At 62.5% G+C, this 19,010-nt stretch carries 13 protein-coding genes; 8 read left to right on the forward strand and 5 right to left on the reverse strand.

What is annotated here, in order from left to right:
• Positions 1 to 90: 90 nt before the first annotated feature.
• On the forward strand, positions 91 to 456 hold the full coding sequence (locus tag DWV00_RS29855) for a DUF3022 domain-containing protein (RefSeq protein WP_115537220.1): 366 nt from the start codon (positions 91 to 93) through the stop codon (positions 454 to 456).
• A 103-nt stretch (positions 457 to 559) separates the two neighbouring features.
• Here DWV00_RS29855 and DWV00_RS29860 read toward each other — a convergent pair whose 3' ends face one another.
• Together DWV00_RS29860 and DWV00_RS29865 are read right to left on the reverse strand one after the other, a co-directional pair.
• A complete protein-coding gene (locus DWV00_RS29860) occupies positions 560 to 1,000 on the reverse strand; it encodes a PGDYG domain-containing protein (protein ID WP_115537285.1) in 441 nt (146 codons plus the stop codon).
• A gap of 193 nt (positions 1,001 to 1,193) precedes the next feature.
• The gene (locus DWV00_RS29865) at positions 1,194 to 1,691 is read right to left on the reverse strand and encodes a Spy/CpxP family protein refolding chaperone (protein ID WP_115537221.1); all 498 of its coding nucleotides are present in this window, start codon (positions 1,689 to 1,691) and stop codon (positions 1,194 to 1,196) included.
• 265 nt (positions 1,692 to 1,956) lie between these two features.
• On the opposite strand from DWV00_RS29865, the gene panE reads away from it, so the two are divergent.
• From panE to DWV00_RS29880, 3 genes are all read left to right on the forward strand, one after another.
• Positions 1,957 to 2,889 carry a 2-dehydropantoate 2-reductase gene (gene panE, locus DWV00_RS29870; protein WP_115537286.1) on the forward strand — a complete coding sequence of 311 codons (933 nt, stop codon included), beginning with the start codon at positions 1,957 to 1,959 and terminating at the stop codon, positions 2,887 to 2,889.
• A 46-nt stretch (positions 2,890 to 2,935) separates the two neighbouring features.
• Entirely contained in the window at positions 2,936 to 3,400 is a 465-nt protein-coding gene (locus tag DWV00_RS29875; protein ID WP_115537222.1) for an Lrp/AsnC family transcriptional regulator, read from the forward strand.
• A gap of 243 nt (positions 3,401 to 3,643) precedes the next feature.
• Positions 3,644 to 4,741 carry a saccharopine dehydrogenase family protein gene (locus DWV00_RS29880; RefSeq protein ID WP_115537287.1) on the forward strand — a complete coding sequence of 366 codons (1,098 nt, stop codon included), beginning with the start codon at positions 3,644 to 3,646 and terminating at the stop codon, positions 4,739 to 4,741.
• Between the two features lie 293 nt (positions 4,742 to 5,034).
• Here the strand turns inward: DWV00_RS29880 and DWV00_RS29885 are convergent, their stop codons facing one another.
• The 3 genes from DWV00_RS29885 to DWV00_RS29895 form a co-directional block, all read right to left on the reverse strand.
• Positions 5,035 to 5,628: a P-loop nucleotide/nucleoside kinase family protein gene (locus DWV00_RS29885; protein WP_115537288.1), complete on the reverse strand. Its 594-nt coding sequence runs from the start codon at positions 5,626 to 5,628 to the stop codon at positions 5,035 to 5,037.
• A 204-nt stretch (positions 5,629 to 5,832) separates the two neighbouring features.
• Complete coding sequence (locus tag DWV00_RS29890; RefSeq protein WP_115537223.1) at positions 5,833 to 8,256, reverse strand: penicillin acylase family protein; 2,424 nt, start codon at positions 8,254 to 8,256, stop codon at positions 5,833 to 5,835.
• Between the two features lie 116 nt (positions 8,257 to 8,372).
• The gene (locus DWV00_RS29895) at positions 8,373 to 9,620 is read right to left on the reverse strand and encodes an MFS transporter (protein WP_115537224.1); all 1,248 of its coding nucleotides are present in this window, start codon (positions 9,618 to 9,620) and stop codon (positions 8,373 to 8,375) included.
• 393 nt (positions 9,621 to 10,013) lie between these two features.
• Here DWV00_RS29895 and tssF point away from each other — a divergent pair, with 393 nt between their 5' ends.
• The 4 genes from tssF to DWV00_RS29915 all read left to right on the forward strand — a co-directional run bounded on the left by tssF (position 10,014) and on the right by DWV00_RS29915 (position 19,008).
• Positions 10,014 to 11,867: a type VI secretion system baseplate subunit TssF gene (tssF, locus tag DWV00_RS29900; protein ID WP_115537225.1), complete on the forward strand. Its 1,854-nt coding sequence runs from the start codon at positions 10,014 to 10,016 to the stop codon at positions 11,865 to 11,867.
• Between the two features lie 234 nt (positions 11,868 to 12,101).
• Positions 12,102 to 14,219 carry a type VI secretion system Vgr family protein gene (locus DWV00_RS29905; protein WP_115537226.1) on the forward strand — a complete coding sequence of 706 codons (2,118 nt, stop codon included), beginning with the start codon at positions 12,102 to 12,104 and terminating at the stop codon, positions 14,217 to 14,219.
• A gap of 37 nt (positions 14,220 to 14,256) precedes the next feature.
• Entirely contained in the window at positions 14,257 to 14,730 is a 474-nt protein-coding gene (locus tag DWV00_RS29910) for a DUF1795 domain-containing protein (protein WP_115537227.1), read from the forward strand.
• A 15-nt stretch (positions 14,731 to 14,745) separates the two neighbouring features.
• Positions 14,746 to 19,008, forward strand: a complete 4,263-nt coding sequence (locus DWV00_RS29915) for an RHS repeat-associated core domain-containing protein (RefSeq protein ID WP_115537228.1) — start codon at positions 14,746 to 14,748, stop codon at positions 19,006 to 19,008.
• Positions 19,009 to 19,010 lie beyond the last annotated feature (2 nt).

Here is a 19,010-nt window from a genome sequence, read left to right on the forward strand (position 1 = left end):
ACGCCGATCGCATGCACGAAGCTAAGCCGAGCCAAGCGCTCCGAAACAAAACAAAACGCGGCCCCGCACGATACCGCATTGAGCCTCACGATGGAACTTTACCGATTCGAATGCCCGAGCGCCGACATCGAAGCGCTTGCCCAAGTGGTCAGCGATCTGTTTCCCGAACAGACGGTGTTCGTGGAGCGTGCGGGCGACGACGGCACGCCTTACTTCGACGTGCAGTGGGTGGCGATGCGATTCGGATCGACCGCGCGCCGCATGACTTTGACCGTCAAGTTCGCGGCGCCCGCATTCGCGCGCTATCGCGCGCTGCCGCTGCGCTTGCGGGCACGCGGTTATGCGGTGCTGCGCGCTTATGTCGAGGCGGAAATCGGTTCTTTGGAGGAGCAATACGCGGAAGGGATACCCGTGCCGCGTGAGGTGACGATCGAACTCGGCGACGAATTCGCGTAGGGCACGTTAGGGGGAGGCTGGGTTGGAAGCACCGGTACTTCAACGCTGCGATGCTGGATTGCTTCAGTGCTTCAGTGCTTCGCCGCAGCTAAGACATGATCGCTCAGGCCGGCTCCGCTGCCCGATAAACCTGCGCAAATCGATCGGCGCGCACGACGCCGTAATCGCCGGGCGCGTACTGCAGCACCCAATCGCCGGCGGTGCCGGTCAGAATGTCCCCGGCCGCGCGGCGCGCCATGGAGAACGGTGCGTCCATGCGCTTGGCGAGCACGACGGCGGGCCGATTCCGATAACGGCCCGCTGTGCCATGTTCAAGTGCGCTTTCGGCCGGTACGTATTTTTCGTCGAACCGCGCGCGCTCGACGACCCAGCGTGCGCCGCCCGTGCCGGTGATGAGTGCATCGCCGAGCCCGTAGCGATTCGCGCCTTCCAGGCTCATCAATTCGCCGCTTACCTGCGCAAATTCGACGACGACCACTTCGTCTTTCACATAGCGTCCCGCGGCGGGATCGTCGCGCAGGTCGATGTCTTTCAATTCGATCATGTCGATCATGTGGGAAAGCCAAACGTCAGAAAGGCGTGAGCGTAGCGGGAAACCGCGCGACGCGCACGCCTTTCGTTCTGCTGACGGTCGTTCGACAAACTGAACCCAACTCCGCCTGACTCGGCTGAGCTCGGCTGAGCTCGGCTTCTTTCAGCTTAGCTCGGCAGGACAATATGCCGAGCGGCGAGGGCGATCAGTCCTTCGCGGGAGCGGCGGCCTTGCCGCCGCGGCCCTTGCGCTCGTGATGCTCGCCCGTCTGCCGGAACGTCGTGTCGGCCACCTTCTTTTGCTCGGGCGAGAAGCTGTTGTAGAGCGGATCGAACGCGTCGACGAGCTGCTTCATGTCGTCGGCGTGCGCTTGGGCGATCTCGGCGTACTGCCGCATGTTGTCGACCGCCGATTGCGTTTGCTCGGCCTGCGTGCGCTGGCGGAAGAGCCGGCCCATGTTCTGGGCGTTCGTGCGCATCACCTCGGCGAACGTCTTCCATTGCGGCTCTTGCGCCGCCGTGATCTTCAACTGCGAATGCAAATACGCGATCCGCTCTTCGACGCGTGCTTCGCGCTTGGCCGCGTGAGCTTCGGCCGGCGCGCTGGCGGCCGGCATGCTCGAAGCCGCTTCCGGCGCCGACGCTTGCGCGAATGCGCCGCTCGTGGCGAGTGCGCACGCGAGAATGACGATTGTTCGTTTCATCGAACCTCCTGCAGTCGTGTGGACGAAGTCGAAACCGACGCAATGGCGCCGGCTCGTTGGACCCTGCATGCTTGGCGCATGTTCATTGACCCGGCGCTAGTTTAACCAGGCAATGGCGCCATCTTCCCATAGTGAGACATACGCTTACATCTGAAACCGATCTGTTGTGCTCGCGCGGCCCTGCGCGCGGTTTTGCCGAGTGTATTACAGTGGCAACCTCGCATGCGTAATGGTTAAGCGAAGTGAGCAAATCCTAGGAGTCATGATGCGGATTCTGGTCGTGGGTGCCGGCGCGGTCGGCGGATATTTCGGCGGGCGGATGGCGTTGGCCGGACAGGACGTCACGTTTCTCGTGCGCGAGGCACGGGCCAAGGCGTTGGCCGCGAACGGCCTCGTCATCAAGAGCCCGAAGGGCGATGCGAAGCTGTCGGACGTCAAGACGGTGCTGACGTCGCAAATTGACGGACCGTACGATCTCGTGCTGCTCAGCTGCAAGGCTTACGATCTCGAAAGCGCGATGGATTCGTTCGCGCCGGCCGTCGGCCCTTCGACGGCGATCCTGCCGATGCTCAACGGGATGCGGCATCTCGACGTGCTGCGCGCGCGGTTCGGCAACGCGAGCGTGCTGGGCGGCGTAGCGCTGATCGCGGCGACGCTCGATGCTTCGCGCGCGATTGTCCAGATGACTGAGATGCATGCAATCGTGTTCGGCGAACTCGACGGCGCGAAGAGCGCACGTGTCGACGCGATCGCGGCGGCGTTGCGCACGGGCGGTTTCGACGTCGATGCGGTAGATGTCATCGTCCAGCAGATGTGGGAGAAATGGGTATTTCTCGCGACGTTGGCCGGCGGCACGTGTCTGTTCCGGGCGAGCATCGGCAACATTCTCGCCGCGCCGGGCGGCGAAGCGGCGCTGCGGGCGCTGTTCGACGAATGCGGTGCCGTCGCCGCGGCAAACGGACATGCCATGCGCGCGCAGTTCGCCGAGCGTTCGCGGGCGATGCTGTTCGCGCAGGGTTCGTCGCTGACGGCGTCGATGCTGCGCGATATCGAGAACGGGCTGCGCACCGAGGGCGATCATGTGCTCGGCGATCTGCTGGCCCGCCGCAAAGCCGAGCGGCCGGCCGGCTCGGGGCCGACGATGCTCGAGGCAGCCTACGCCCACGTGAAAGCCTATGAAGCCCGGCATGGGCGATAATCGGCGACCTTAGCTTTCGTCCACGCCAACCGATTCGAACATACCGATGAGACCTCCGCGCCTCGACCAGCTCGACGACCTCGACCGCAACCTCCTGACGCTCTTGCAGGAGAACGCGCGCGAGAGCGTCGCGAACTTGGCTCGCCGGCTGGATGTCGCGCGCACGACGGTATTGGCCCGCATCGAGCGGCTGGAGCGAATGCAGGTTATCGCCGGCTATGGCGTGCGGCTCGGTCAAGACGTTCTCGATGCGAGCATCAATGCTTATGTCGGCATCATCCTCGCGCCGAAATTCGGCCCGAGCGCGCTCAAGCGGCTCGAGAAGATGCCCGAGGTGCAGTTGCTGTGCGCAGTTAGCGGCGAGTACGACTACGTGGCCTGGCTGCGCGCGGCCTCGCCCGACCGGCTCAACGAACTGCTCGACCAGATCGGCCAGCTCGAGGGCGTCGAGCGCACGACCACCTCCATTATCCTTGCCCGCAAGATCGACCGCGCTGCTTCCGGCGGTTGAGTTTTTGCAGGGATAAAGGCCCATGCGGCCGGCTCCTAGGCTGAGTAAAGACCGTTTTTCGACGAAACGTAGCGTTTGATCGACATTTCGTCGAAAACTCACGTCGAAACGCAGCACTTTGCGTCTATTTTCCGTTTTCACCTCTTTCTACACTGTTTCGAACGCGACGACGCGCGCTTTATTGCGCGGCACGGCGCGCATAGCGATCACAAAAACTCGAAACATGAAACGAAGGAGAAGCGCATGAAAGTAGCCATCGTCGGTGCAGGGCTGATCGGCCACACCATCGCCCATATGCTGCGTGAGACCGGCGACTACGAAGTCGTGGCGTTCGATCGCGATACCCACGCACTCGAGAAGCTGGCCCGCGAGGGGATTGCGACCGAGCGAGTCGACTCGGCCGATTCGAATGCGATTCGGGCTGCGGTTCAAGGTTTCGACGCGCTGGTCAATGCGCTGCCGTACTACCTCGCCGTGAACGTCGCCGCGGCGGCCAAGGCGGCCGGCGTCCATTACTTCGATCTGACAGAAGACGTGCGTGCCACGCACGCGATCCGTTCGCTCGCCGACGGCGCCTCGCACGCCTTCATGCCGCAGTGCGGCTTGGCACCTGGGTTCATCGGCATCGCCGCGCACGAACTGGCGAACCGCTTTTCGGAAATCCGCGAAGTGAAGATGCGCGTGGGCGCGCTGCCGGAATTCCCGACGAACGCTTTGAAGTACAACCTGACCTGGAGCGTCGACGGGCTCATCAACGAGTACTGCCAACCTTGCGAAGCGATTCGCGAGACACGCACGCAGTGGGTTCAGCCGCTCGAAGGGCTCGAGCATTTCTCGCTCGACGGCACCGAGTACGAAGCGTTCAACACGTCGGGCGGCCTGGGCACGCTCTGCGAAACGTTGGCGAACCGCGTCGAATCGCTCGATTACAAGTCGGTGCGTTATCCGGGCCATCGGGATCTGGTCAAGTTCCTGCTCGAGGATTTGCGCCTGGCCAGCGATCGCGACACGCTCAAGACGATCATGCGCCGCGCCGTGCCGTCCACTTCGCAAGACGTCGTGCTGATCTTCGTTACCGTGACGGGCATGCGCGACGGACAGCTCGTGCAAGACGTCTTCACGCGCAAGATCTTCGCGAAGACGGTCTGCGGCGTGCCGATGAGCGCGATTCAAATTACGACTGCCGGCGCGATGTGCGCCGTGCTCGACTTGTTCCGCGAAGGCAAGCTGCCGCAAAGCGGATTCGTGCGGCAAGAGCAGGTTTCGCTGCGCGATTTCCTCGCGAATCGCTTCGGCAAGCTGTACGAAGGCGCGACCCTCGACACGATGGTCACGGCTTAATCAAGGCGGCGGCTTAAAAGCAGCGGCTGTTTTGAATAGGGAAGACGAATGCCCGCCCGGCGCGATGCCGGAGCGTGGCGACCTGAGAGAGGCGGTGCGATATCGCGCGCCGCCGTACCGATGAAGCGGCACAGCAGGGCCTCGAGAACGCCGCTCTAAGAAGAGGGAAGCCACGCATGCGCGAGCGTGCGTGGCGAACCTCCTCGCGGTTCTTGGATAGCGCCCAAGCCGTAGCGATGAGGTCGCGGTCGATTCCGTTTGGCGCTTCACGCTTAGCGCTCAACCCTCAGCGCTCAGCTATTCGCCACCGGTTTCAACACGTTGCGCACGAGCGCGTCGAATTCGGCCGCCGTCGGTGCCGTGTTGTCGAACATGATGAGCCCCTCTCGCGCTGCGCCGCTCGGAACGAAACGGCGCTGCCGATATTCGTCCCAATGAGAGAGCTTGTAGGCGTCGTTGGGGTTGTGGCGCGCGACGATGCGCGCGTGCGCCGTCTCCTCGGACGTATAGACCCAGACAATGCGGATCGAGACGTCCGGGCCCACGCCGAGCCAGTGGCGATCGAACAGTTTGCGCTCCCGCACCTCGCGCGACAGCGGACCGACGACGATGACACCGACGCCCAGCTCCAAGTTCTCGCGGGTCGTATCGATCAGGCCTTGGTATTCCGGGTCGCGCAGATGCTGGAGGTAGAGCGGGCTGTCGCGGTCGTTCGGATCGCCGGTCAGCGCACCCATCGCCGCCGCGCTGTAGCGCCCGTAAAGCGTGTCCTTGTCGAGCAGGCAAAAGGCGCCGCCGGTCTCGCGCATGAGCGGGGCGACGAGGCGTTTCGCAATAGTCGTCTTGCCGGTGCCGGCATGGCCGCAGATGAATACCAGGTGAGTCACGAACCGGGTTCCTTGCAAAGAAAGAAGGTGGCGTCGCACGGCGCCTTGGCTGCCATGCGGCCATCTTAACAGTCCACGGCGTTGGCCGAACTTGCGCCGGCTCGCAAGCGCGGCTTAGGACGCGACGCTGATGACGCGAAGCCGGCGTTTGGGACCCGTTGAGCGTGAAGTCATGACGAGCCTGAACGCGCGACGTTCGAGCGTTCACCGCGCGTGTTTCGTCGGCGCGGCGTTCAAGCGGAGCAGATGCTTGGGAGGACCGGGTAGCAGCGGCGTTGGTTGTCCGTGAACCCACGCCTCATGGCCGGCCAAAAAGTAAGAACTCAGCGGGTGTCCGCTCTCTCCGCCAGGCATGTTGAAGATGGCGTGATCCTCGTGTCCCGGAGACACGACCAGCCGCTCCGATTGCCCGAAGGAGGGCGCGGCGACGCGCGGCATGTTCCCATCGCCCGGCAACGGGTCTCGCGGTGCCGCCAGCCATCGCGCGAGAAACGGCATACCGGAAACGAATGGATGGGCGATGGCGGCCGTATTCCTTTGTCCCCACGTGGCATCTTTCAGCGCGACCGAATGCGCGGCCAGCTTGGAGATCGCATCGTCGACGGCGGCTAGCTCCAGTTCGCTCCAGCTCTTTCGATCCTTCGGCAGCCAGTTCGCGGGCTGCTGGTCCACGAGGCGCGCCAGCACAACGGGCCATCGCGGCGTGGCGATCGCTAAACCGGCGTACGGATCCAGAGAACGCATTTCCCGGTCTGCTTCGCCGAACAGTTCGCCGTATAGGCTGTAAAGATAAGCACGGGTCAATCGATACGCCACGGAATCGATGCACGCGCAACCATTCCATCGCTCCAGCAGCAAGCGCTTGAACTCGGCGCGCCGAGGGTGACCCGCCACCGCGCGCTCATCCAAAACACGCAACGCGCGATCTCGCCAGGTCGACATGAACAGCGCACGATCGTCGAGGCTCGGTGCGTATGCGCCTGCCTCATTCATCATGTGCCGTGCGGCGAGATCGTCGCGGATCTGACGCGCTCGAGCGCCTAAATCGGCGCCGCCGTCGCCGATCGCGGCGTAGTCCGGGCCAGCCAGTTGTCGTGCGTTCGCCGTCCATAGCTGACCGGACGCCGGATTGACGATCGACGGATGGTCGCCCGGAGGCAGCAGCGAGTGCCATCCTTTGTCGTCCGTTGTCGATGAGTAGGGGAACGTGTCGTTCCAGTCCGCATGCCGCTGCGGCATTGGGCCGGCGATCGTCCAGCCGATATTGCCCGCGGTATCGCCCGCTACTAGGTTCTGCGCCGGGATCCCGGCCGACTGCCCGACGGCCAATGCCTGGCTGACGTCGGTGGCCGCTTCCATCCTAAGCAGGCCCAGGTTCGCTGCGCCGTCATCCTGGGCCACCCATCTGACGGCGTAGTGCTTGTCGCCGACCTTCCAGACCGGCCCGAAGTTCGACTCGGCGACCCGCATCGTCGCGGCCGCGCCGCCGTTGACCCGCAACACCTCATCGTGAAATCGGAGCGGCGCCCAGCCCGTCGGCGTTCGATACCGATCGGGATGTTCGGGGTCGATCTGAAGCTCCACGAGGTCGAGGTAGTCGCCGTAGCTGTTCGTGAATCCCCACGCAACGGAGCCGTTGCTCCCCGCGACGACGACGGGCGCGCCCGGCAGCGTCACGCCGACGATGCGACGCGGCTTACCGGACGGCGACGACGGGTACTCGAGCACGGCGCGATACCAGATATTCGGAAGCCGCAGGTTCAGGTGCATGTCATTGGCGACGATCGCGCTGCCGGTAGCGGTTCGCTTACCCGATATCGCCCAATTGTTGCTGCCGATTTCGGTGCCGAACGGGATCTCGGCCACCGTTTGCGACGGAGCAACGCCGAGCCAGTCGGGCGCGGCGCCTTGAACCGTCTGTCCGCCGCAGTCGACGGACGGCGCGTCGAGCGGTGCGTCCCACTCGCTGCATTCGGGCAATAGCGTCTTGAGTGCTTCCGCGCTCGTATGCTCGCGCAGCCATCCGCGCGAGAAGTCACGGTGCAGTTCGCCCTCCTGTAGCTCGAAATACATGGACCAGACGACGAGCAAGCTGTCTTGGGGGCGCCAGGGCCGGGGGCTCGTACGCAGCACGAGGTATTCGAACGGACGGACTCGAAGCGCCGCGAGCCCCGCATTGACGCCCGCGGCGTAGCGTTCGAGGATTTTCTTATCGGCTGCCGGGAGCTTTGCAAATGCCTGATCGGCGAGACGATCGAATCCATAGATGCGGCGCGCGCGATCGACGCGGAGCAGGGAAGGCCCGAGCAGCGCCGCGAGCTGGCCGGTCGCGGACCGCCGCAGCAGGTCCATTTGGAAGAAGCGTTCCTGCGCGTGCACGAAGCCTGTTGCATAGGCGACGTCTTCGCGCGTGGCGCCGGATATCGTCGGGACGCCCTGCGCGTCGCGTGCGATATCGACGCTCGCCTGCAAGCCGTTCACGGATTTCGTGCCGTCCAGCGCCGGCAAGCTGAGCGCCGTTGCGATGACGCACGCCAACAGGACGAGGGCGCAAAGCGTCACGATCGCGGCAATGCACTTGGCGGTGAAACCCAATGCGTTGCGTCGTCTAGGCAATGCGATTGTCATTCGGCAGGGGCCCTTTATTGATTCGCGGTTTCTGATTGTCGAAGGCTCGGTGGCAGGCATTCTCCCGCGTTTCAGTGACAATGCAAAATCGGCAGGGGCTTGCTGCTGGGTACTGGTTACTGCGCTACGTTCGGAATGCTGACGAGCCGGGCCGCGGACGAACGCAAGATAACGAACGCCTGGATGGCGAACGCGAACACCGCCACGACGAGACAAGCTTGCGCGCCCGCCGTGCCTCCTAGCGTTGCGCCGATCAACGCGCCGAGCGGGCGCGCGCCATAGGTCGCGGTGCTGATCAGCGCCGATACGCGTCCGAGCATCGACTCGGGGGTGATGGCTTGACGCAGCGTGGTCGAGCCGATCACCCAGAGAATCGGGCCGAAGCCAAGTTGGAAGTAGGCTGCGGCGGCGATCCAAGGAGAAGGAACGAGCAGGGTCGCGCATAGGGTCAGCGACGCGGCGAGGCCGCACAACGGTCCCACGACGATGACCTGGCCGAAACGCAAATGCGACGAGATCTTCGGTGCGGCCAGCGCGCCCGCGATCATGCCTGCGCCATAGGCGGCAAGCGTCGCGCCGACGCCTGCGGCAGACAGCGCTAGATGCTGGCTGGCGTAGGGGACATAGACGGCTTGAACGACGAAAAAGCCGACGTTGAAAAATACGGCCGTCAAAACGATCGCCCGCAGGAGTGCGTTGCCGGAGACGAAGGCTGCGCCCTCGCGCAATTCCGACATGAACTTGCGCCTTGGGGCCGGCGTTCTAACCGGCTCGCTTATCTTTGAGAGCAGCAAAACCGCCGTTGCCGAAAGGCCGGCGGCCGCGATGAACGCGGCTGGGGCGCCGACCACTCCAACGAGCAGACCGCCCAGTGCGGGGCCCGCCGAATAGGCGACGCTGCGTGCCAGTTCCACGCGTCCGTTGGCGGTCGCCCATGCGCTGCGCTCGACCAACGACGTGATCAGTGACGGCGCGGCGACGTTGTAAGCGACCGTGCCGCACGCGCCGACGAAACCGCAGACGGCCAGCAGCGGCAGCGATAGTTTGCCGGCAAGCAGGGCGGCCAGTACGACGAGCAACGCTGCGCAGCGCACCCCTTCGGCGCGAGCCATTAGGTTCTTGCGCGATGTCTGATCGGCCCACACGCCGAGCACGATGGACAGGACGAGAAACGGCATCGTCTGAGCGGTTTGCAGCCAACCGGTTTGGCCGGCACCGGCGCCCAGCGCGAACACGGCGACGATCGGCGTTGCGGCAAGGCCGATTTGCTCGGCCGACTGGGCCGCGAGATTCGACCACGTCAGCCGGTGAAAGGCCGGCGGCAACGACGCCGCCTGCGATTTGATGGGGGTTTGGACTTGCATCGAGTAAGCCTCGCCAAATGAGTTCGGTGAGGCTTATGGTGGGACGCTCGCGCATTCGCGGCGAGCCGGTTCTTGCGGTTTCATCCGCACGCGGATGCGTCATCCGGGCGACCTGCTCGATACACCGGGGTGGCCGAAATCATCGAATAAATGGCGGTGTGGGCATTCCAACTCCACTATGCAAAGCAGCAATTCTTATACCTATAATTGACAGGACGAGGTAAGGGATCGCTTAAAAATAGTTGAAATCGATTTTGTCGAGGCGTGCATGAGAAATATTTACAGAATGTGATTAGAATCGGCAGCTTTTCGTTCAACTGCGATAATCGTTCGCGAAGCTCGATATATGGCACACCGTGATTGTCGCGCCGGTTCCAAATCGGTGATGGCGTAATGGACGACTACCCGGATCCCGAGGACTTGCTGCCCTTCTACGAGCGCGAGCTCGCGCTGTTGCGGCGCGAGATGCGCGAGTTTTCCGAGCGGTATCCAGGCGCGGCCGCAAAACTGGGTATCTCCGGCGAGCACTGCGACGACCCGCACGTCGAGCGTCTATTGCAGTCCGCCGCGCTGAGCAATGCGCGAGCGGCGGCGCGCATCGACGACGACTATCCGGAAGTGCCGACGGCGATGCTCGAGCGCCTGCATCCGGAAATCCTGCGGCCGTTTCCCGCATGCTCGATCGCGCAGATCCAGTCCGTGCCCGATCCGTCACGCGAGGCGCAGACGATTGCGGGCGGGACGGAGTTCGCTTCGCACCACGGGAAATACCGTTTTCGGTCCGCGTACGACGTCAAGCTGGCTCCGCTTTCCATCGCACAGGTGCGCTATGAGCCGGTAGCCGTGGCGCCGAGAAACGTGGTGCTCCCGGACCGCGCCCTCGGCCTGCTGTCCGTCACGTTCGAGGCACCGGTCGGGCAGGCCGGGTTTGCCGCCATTCCCGATCTCGTCCGTCTCTATCTCGACGGGGCGCCGCAAGTTGTCGCCGCGCTGATCGATTCGCTCCTGCTTCGTGCCATCGCCGCATTCGTCGATGTAGACAGCCGCGGCCAGTGGAAGGCGCTCGAGGCCGTGCCGGTGGCGGCCGCTGGTTTTGACAGTGCCGATAGCGTATTCGGGCGCGGGCCGGAACGGCAGTTGCCGCTGCGCTTGCTGCTGGAGTATTTCGCGTTTCCCGAGCGCTTCCGGTTCGTCGACGTCGACTTTGCGATGCTCAGGCAGGCCCTGCAAGGCGACACGCGGAGCGGCACAACTGCCACGCTGCACTTGGCCATCGCCGGCGTACATCACGATTCGCAGATCGCGCAGCGTCTTTCGGCTGTCACAATCCGCAATCTGAAGCTGTTCTGTACGCCGGTCGTCAACCTATTCCGTCGAGACGTCGAGCCCGGCGAGCGTATTGAAGTACCAGGCCATTCGGGTCCTTGGTATCAGGTGGTCCCAAGCGGTGTGACGGCTGTCGCCGATACGGAAGTTTGGTCGATCGACGAGGTACGGCTGAATACCGGCGGGGCATCCGATTCCGAAGTCATCGAGCCGCTTCACGGCTTAGGACACCGCAAGTACTACGGCGCACCGGCGTGGGAGTTGGTGCGCGACGGGCGAGCGGCGCGCGACGACCCCGGCCGCGAAACGGCGCTCGTGCTGCGCAAGCTCGAGGGCGACGCTGTGCAGGTGGATCCGAAGCAGTTGGCGATCAAAGTGACCTGCACGAACCGAAATCTGCCGGCAGACATGCCAATCGGCACATCGGACAGTGATCTCGAAGCACTCGACGCGGAGATCAAATGCCCGATCGTGCTATTGCAGGAGCCGACACAGAGCCGGTGGCCCAAGGCACAGGACGGTTACTGGTGGCAGCTCCTATCGCAGCTCACGCCGCACGTCTTTCGCCTCGACCCGCTTGGGCTGAAAGTCCTCAAGGAACTGTTCCGGCAATTCGCCGCGCATGCGGGCCGGCGAGCCGCGCATATCGAAGGCATGGCGTCCCTGCGCTGGCGCAGCGTGATGCTGTGGACGACCGTTGCCGGCATCGGGAGCCTCGAACGCGGCATTGAAATCACGCTCGCGCTCGACGAACAGCGGTTCGAATCGGACGGCATCAGTCCTTTCATCGGCGTGATGGACCGCTTTTTTGCATCGTATGCGGAGATCAATAGTTCGATTCAGCTGGTTGCCGTATCGGCCCGGACCGGCGCGGTGCTCTGCGAATGCGCTCCGCGAGACGGGCGTTTGCCGATGGTCTAAAAGCCTGAAAGCGGCGATTTCACGCCTGACGGGATGGTTCGTAGCAGCGGAGATTCTTTTCGCAAGCGGGGAAGATTGGATTAAATGCTTGCGAAATGCACAGGTTTTTTGAACGACTAATTTTCATTGCGATTTGGTATATTGGCGCCTCTGCAAGGCGGTTGAGAGCGCATTGCCAGTGAGCGGGCCGATCGGCATCCGGCCCGTCCCGCGAGACAGAACAAGAGGTTAAACATGAGTTTTACAGCTACCGGAATTGCCGGAGGCGGTGGTGCGCCGTCAACGAGTGGGCTGTCGAATCTCGGCCAGGCCGCTGGGATGGCAGGGCAGCTTGGCGCGCTTGCCGGGATGCCGGGCGCGGGCCTCCTGAACGGAGCGTCCAGCGCGGTGCAGCTGGCGCAGACCGGTATGTCGCTCATGGGCAAGACACCGGAGTCGGTAGCCAGCGCAATCAACGGCGCCGCGGGCGACCGGCCGAAATTCAATCAGGATTACCGTTACGCCACGATCGATTCGCCGCTCGGCCACGACGTGCTGCTCATCAACGCGATGATCGTGGATGAGCACGTCAACCAATTGCCGGAAATCCACGTCGATTTGTTGTCGCACCAGAACAATATCGAGCCTCAGCAGATCGTCGGCCAGCGCGTGAAGATCTTGCTGGACCCGCGTTCGCGCAATTACAGCTTGGAGCGGATCGTCGCGGTTTCGCGCAATCCGGACGATCGCCGCTACTTTGACGGTTATGTGGCGTCGTTCGGCCGCGTCGGCAGCTCGGGCAACGTGACACGCTATGAAATGTCGGTCGTGCCGTGGTTCTGGTTTCTCACGCGCTCGACCGACTGCCGGATCTTTCAGAACCAGACGCCGCAGGACATCCTGACGACGATCTTCCATGAGCAGGGATTTACCGACTACGAGTTCGAGGTGCGCAGCAAGCGGCCGAGGCTGAAGTACATCGTGATGTACGGCGAGTCGTACTACAACTTTTGTGCGCGGCTCATGGAGCAGGAGGGGCTGATTTGGACCTTCCGCTATGAAAAGGACAAGCATGTCCTCGTGATCGGCGACACGAACGCGATATTTCGGCCGCTGCCTACGCTGGGAGAAATCGAGTACCACGCGGACAGCGCGGCGAGCGAGCGTGACGGCATCGAGCGATGGGACGAGGCATTCAGTTTTCGTGTCGGCAAGGTCACGTATCGGGACTTCAACTTCGAGCGGCCTTCCTCTCAGTTGATGCTCGTCGAAGCCCCGGCGCGTAATCTCAAGCACTCGCAAATCCAGGGAACGGAGCGCTACGAGCATCAGTCGCTCTATGACGACTTGGACAACGGCGAGCGCTATGTGCGCTATGCGATGGAAGCGGAAGAAGCGCAGGCGCGGCGCTTTACCGGTATCGGATACGCATCGGGAATGACGACGGCGGGTCGATTCACGCTAGAGAATCATGGCTCTTCGACCTACAACGGCAAGGAGTTCGCGATTCTGCACGTGCGGCATGAAGCCGTGAACGACTACACGCAGCAAGCCGCTCGGTTGCCCTATCGCAATACGTTCACTTGTCTGCCGGTGGACATTCCCTTCCGGCCGGAGCGACGCGCACCGAAGCCGTCGATGCAGGGCACGCAGACGGCCATGGTCGTAGGCCCGAAGGGTGAAGAGATCTACACGGACGGCAGCTGTGTGAAGCTGCATTTCCCGTGGGATCGGCGCGGAAAGATGGACGGCACTGATTCGATGTGGGTGCGCGTGTCGCAGCCCTGGGCCGGCAAGGGGTGGGGAGGGTCCGCGATTCCGCGTATCGGCCAAGAAGTGGTCGTGATCCACGTTCAAGGAGACCCCGATATGCCGCTGGTCATCGGCCGCGTGTTCAACGGGGAAGCCGCCAATCCGTATCACGGAACTGCTGGGCAGACGATGGGCATCAAGAGCCAGACGCATAAGGGGGCGGGCTCGAATGAATTGCGCTTCTCGGATGTCAACGGCTCGCAAGAGTTCTTCATGCACGCGCAGAAGGATATGAATACGGTGGTCGAGAATGCGCAGACGACGAAGGTCGTTGCGGGTAATCGCGTCATCACGGTGGACAAAGGCGACCATGCGACTACCGTGTCAACTGGCAATCTGCTTGACGTCGTCACAAAGGGCGACACGACACAGCAAACCCCCGCCGGCGTGCATATCGTGGAAGCGAAGGAACTCTGGATCAAGGTCGGCGGAGAGGGCGGAACCAAGATCCATATGACCGCGGACGCAGTGGAAATCTACAAGGGCTCTTCGGTGATCCATCTCGACGATGGCCATATCGTCGTCAAAGCCACTCGTACCGACATCAATCCCGAAGGCTAAAGGGCCGATTGTCGTCTCACACTCATACTCGGATAGCATGAGCAACGAAACTACGCGTGTTCAATTCAGCGAAGGCAGCATCGCACTGCCTCCTGGGTTCGAGGATCGAACCACGAATCTGTTCGTGCCCAAAGAACCCGCAACGCAACCGAATCTCAGTGTCGCGCGCGATTGGCTGAGAGAAGACGAAACGCTTGCCAGCTACATCGACCGGCAGCTCGATCAACTGAAAGCGCATTTGAACAGCCATAAGCTGCGCGTGCGTCAGCGGGCGCAACTGGGCGCAGACGATGCCGCATTGGACGGCGAATGTATCGAAGCAACGTACCGCAACGGTACGCGCACGGTGTACCAACGTCAGGCAGCGTTCGTCATCGCTCCGCGACGTGCCCTGATCTTTACCGCATCGGCACCGGCGTCGTTCGACGAGGCATTCGATTCATTCTGGCACACGTGGCTCGCCGGCTACCAACTGCCTATCGGTACGGACGAAGCGGAACAACCCTCATAGCGACGGAGAGCCAGCATGTTCGAAGCCGCACGCGTCACCGATCCGATCGAACACACGAGCGCCTTGACCGGCTTTCTAATCGGCGCGGTGATCGGCATTGCTTTGATTGCCGCGGTCGCCTTTGCGACGTTTACCTGCGGCTTCGGCGTCGGCCTGCTCGCGGGCCTCGCGGCCGGCCTCGGTGCGCAGGGCATTCTAGGTTTAGGCGAAGCGATAGGCAGCATGTGTACGACGACTACGGGACAGCTCACGACAGGTTCGTCCAACGCGTACATCAACAGCAAGCCGGCCGCTTATGCGATCGCGAGTGCGGTTACGTGCAGCAAACATAGCCCGACGCCGATGGTCGCGCAGGGTTCGAAGGGCGTGTTTATCAACAGCAAGCCCGCGGCGCGCAAGAAGGACAAGATCACGTGCGGTGCGTCGATCAGCGATGGTTCTCACAACACCTTTATCGGCGGCGGGACTGGCACGTATCTGCCGATTCACGACGAAATTCCGCCGTGGCTCCGGACGGCGGTGGATTGGGCGTTTGCACTCGCGGGACTCGTGGGCGGATTGGGTGGACTGCTGAAGGAAGCCGGCGGGCTTTCACGGGCTGTGCTGCCGTGTGCCGCTAAGTTCGTCGGCGGCTTTGTGCTCGGTGAAGCCGCGAGTCGTTACGTCGTTGCGCCTGTGGTGAGCCGGGTGATGGGGGGGCTTTTCGGGAATCCTGTCGATATTACGACCGGACGCAAAGTACTGCTTGCGGACAACGAAACGGATTACGTCGTACCGAGTCCTTTACCCGTCGTTTGCCGGCGGTTTTACGCAAGCGATCTCGACTATGCGGGAACGCTGGGGCGCGGCTGGGTATTGCCTTGGGAATTACGGCTGCAAGTTCGCGGCGGACGTTTGTGGTACACGGATGCGCAAGGACGCGAGAGTGGTTTCCCTTTGCTCGAACCGGGTCGCACGGCGTTTAGCGAAACGGAGCAGCGGTATTTGACCTGCACGCCGGACGGGCGGTACATCCTCTACGACCTCAGCGAAACCTACTACGATTTCGGGCACCTCGATCCGCTGTCGGATCGCATCGTTTGGGTCCGGCGTATCGAGGACCAAGCAGGCCAATGGCAGCAATTCGAGCGCGATAGCCAAGGGCGTGTATGCGAGATCGTGACGAGCGGAGGCGTGAGCGTTCTATTGGACTATGAGCCGATCAACGATCGACTCGCCACCATTTCCGCCCTGCATGGCGAAGAGCGCGCGGTGTTGGTGGCGTACGGCTATGACGGAGGCGGCCAACTCGCATCGGTCACGGACGCCAACGGTGTCGTGGTGCGACGCTTTACGTACGTTGACGGTCTGATGGCGAGTCACGTCAATGCGCTGGGCTTTACGTCCAGCTACGAGTGGGCGGAAATTGCGGGGCAGCCTCGCGTGATCGCAACGCACACGAGCGAGGGCGAGCACTGGTCGTTCGGGTACGACGTCGATAAGCGCGAGAGCTGGGTACGTCACGCTGACGGTCGGACCGCGCGTTGGCAATACGATGCGCAGCATCAGGTCGTTGCTTGCACCGATATCGACGGCGGCCGCTATGCGATCGAAAACAACGACGCCGGCATGCCCGTCGCAATCCAACTTCCCGGCGACCGCCGGATTGCGTTCGAGTACGACGAGGCCGGCCGAATCGTGGTCGAGACCGACCCGATGGGCCGTATTACGCGCACGCGCTATGACGGCAATAGCCTGCGCGTGGCCGAGACGGTCTTGCCTGACGGTGGGACATGGCAGGCGACGTATGACCGCCAGGGAAGGTTGCTCACCGCGCGCGATCCGCTTGGACAAAGTGAGCGATATGAATACTTGGCCGCGCTCACTTCGCTTCCGGTCGCGCACATCGATGCGCGGGGTGGCCGCAAGGCGCTCGAATGGAGCCCGCTAGGCCAACTTGTTGCGTACACCGATTGTTCGGGCAAGACGACGCGCTACGAATACGATGCGGCCGGTCGGCTGAAAGCTTCGATCAATGCGCTCGGCGAGCGTACTGGCTACACGCGGCGCCCAACGGGCGAGCTATTGTCGGTCGCGCTGCCCGATGGCAGCGAACAGAAGTTTTGGTACGACGCAGCCGGTTTGCCTGAGAAGCATGTAGGCATGGGTGGACGTGCGCAGCGATGGTTGCGCAATGCGCGCGGACAGGTGCTCGAGGCGGTCGACCCCACTGGGCGCCGGTTGCGCTACCGGTATGACAGCGAGGGACGGCTGACGGAACTCACGAATGATACGAGCGCCCGGTACGCGTTCGGTTATGACGGTGGCGGAAGGCTCGCGTCGGAGACGCGGCCGGATGGCGTGGTGCGCCGCTTTCGTTACGGTGAAGCGGGCGAACTGCTTGCCATCGAGACAACGGGCGCGCTCGATGCGTCGAACTCGACTGGCAAGCTCGGTACCGTTTCTCCGGCGCCGGTTCGATCAGTGCAATTCGAACGCGACAAGTTGGGCAATCTGATCGCGCAGAAGACCGCTACCGAGTTGACGCGTTACAGCAGGGACGCGGGTGATCGGCTGACTGCGATCGAGCGGATTCCGACCGATGTCGGCATTGCACTGGGAATCGGGCCGGACGCGATCAAGTTCGAATACGACGAAGCGGGGCGGTTGATCGCCGAGCATGGTGTCAATGGCACGGTGTGCTATACCCTCGACGAACTCGGCAATGTCACGGAGCTATCGCTGCCGTACGAACAAACGCTGGGCATGCTGCGCTATGGGTCGGGCCATGTGCATCAGATCAGCGTGGGCGAGCAGATCGTTAGCGATATCGAGCGCGACGACCTGCATCGCGAAGTGCTGCGCACACAGGGCCAGCTCGTGCGTCGCACGGGTTACGACGTGCTCGGGCGCCGGCTGTGGGACTCGGCGGCGCTCGTACGCAGTGTGGCTGAGCCGGAACGCGGGCGCTTGTGGCACAGCTATCGATACGACGCGGCGGGCGAGCTGGCGGAGTTGCGTGACGGCCTGCGGGGCAGCACGCAGTACCGCTATGACGCTGCGGGGCAGTTGTTGCGTCAGACGCGTAGTGCGGACAACAGCATCGAGGACTTCGCGTGGGACGCCGCAGGCAATCTGATCGACGAGGTACGGCGGAGGAGCCGGGGTTACGTCGTAGGTAACCGTTTAAGGATGTGGCAGGACCTGCGGTTCGATTACGACGCTTGGGGCAATCTTGCCGCGAAGCGACGCGGCGCGAACGAAACGCAGCGATTTGTGTATGACGGGCAGGATCGGCTGATCTCGGTTCACACGGAGAATAATCGCGGCGTGGTGGAGACGCGCTTTGAGTATGACCCGTTGGGCCGACGGACGGCGAAAACTGAAACTCACGTCGAGCACTATGCGGCAAGACAATCCACCGAGACGCGGCGCTTCGTGTGGCAGGGATTGCGGCTGGCGCAGGAGATTCGCGAGACGGGGGTGAGCAGTTACGTGTATAGCCCCGAGGACGCGTATTCGCCTGTGGCCCGCGTGGACGCGGCGATTGCTGGCGCGCTGGCCGCCGCGACGATCGAAGCGGCGAAGCATCGAGCGAGGATTTACCACTTCCATACCGATTTGGTCGGGGCTCCGTTGGAGGTGACCGACGAGGCTGGGGATGTGGCCTGGTCCGGGAAGTATTCAGCGTGGGGCAAGGTTGAAGGCACCGCAGATGGGCGCGCGATGCAGAGGATCGAGCAGCCGCTGCGATATGCGGGGCAGTATGCGGATGAGAGCGTTGGGCTTCACTACAATACGTTTCGGTACTACGATCCGGACGTGGGAAGGTTTATCAATCAAGATCCGATTGGGCTTGCTGGCGGAAACAACCTTTATCGGTACGCCCCGAATCCGGCAAGATGGGTTGATCCTTTGGGGTGGGCCTATGAGGGAGTTGACTTTACTGGAAGTCCCGACTTGTACCCTGTGAACGAAGGTCAACAGAACATTGTCAAAATCACTATGCAAGGGTCACGTTCGAGAGACTTCGTTCAAGCGTTTAAGGAGGCGAAGATTCCGAAGGCGGAAGCAGGAGGATATACATGGCACCACTTGAACGACTTCAATCCGGAGTCGGGAGAGACGACGATGCAATTGGTCAAGACGCAGACACACATCGATACGTTTCCGCATGCCGGCTCAGCAGACCAATTCGGTAAGCATTTCGGCGTTGAATACGATTCTCAAGAGGCTGTTCGTACCGCAGAAAAGCAGGGTTGGCTAAAAGGGCGAAGTCCGAAGGGTAGTGGATGTTAACG

It is taken from the genome of Trinickia dinghuensis (assembly GCF_003367175.1).
In the GTDB taxonomy this organism is placed as follows: Bacteria; Pseudomonadota; Gammaproteobacteria; order Burkholderiales; family Burkholderiaceae; genus Trinickia; species Trinickia dinghuensis.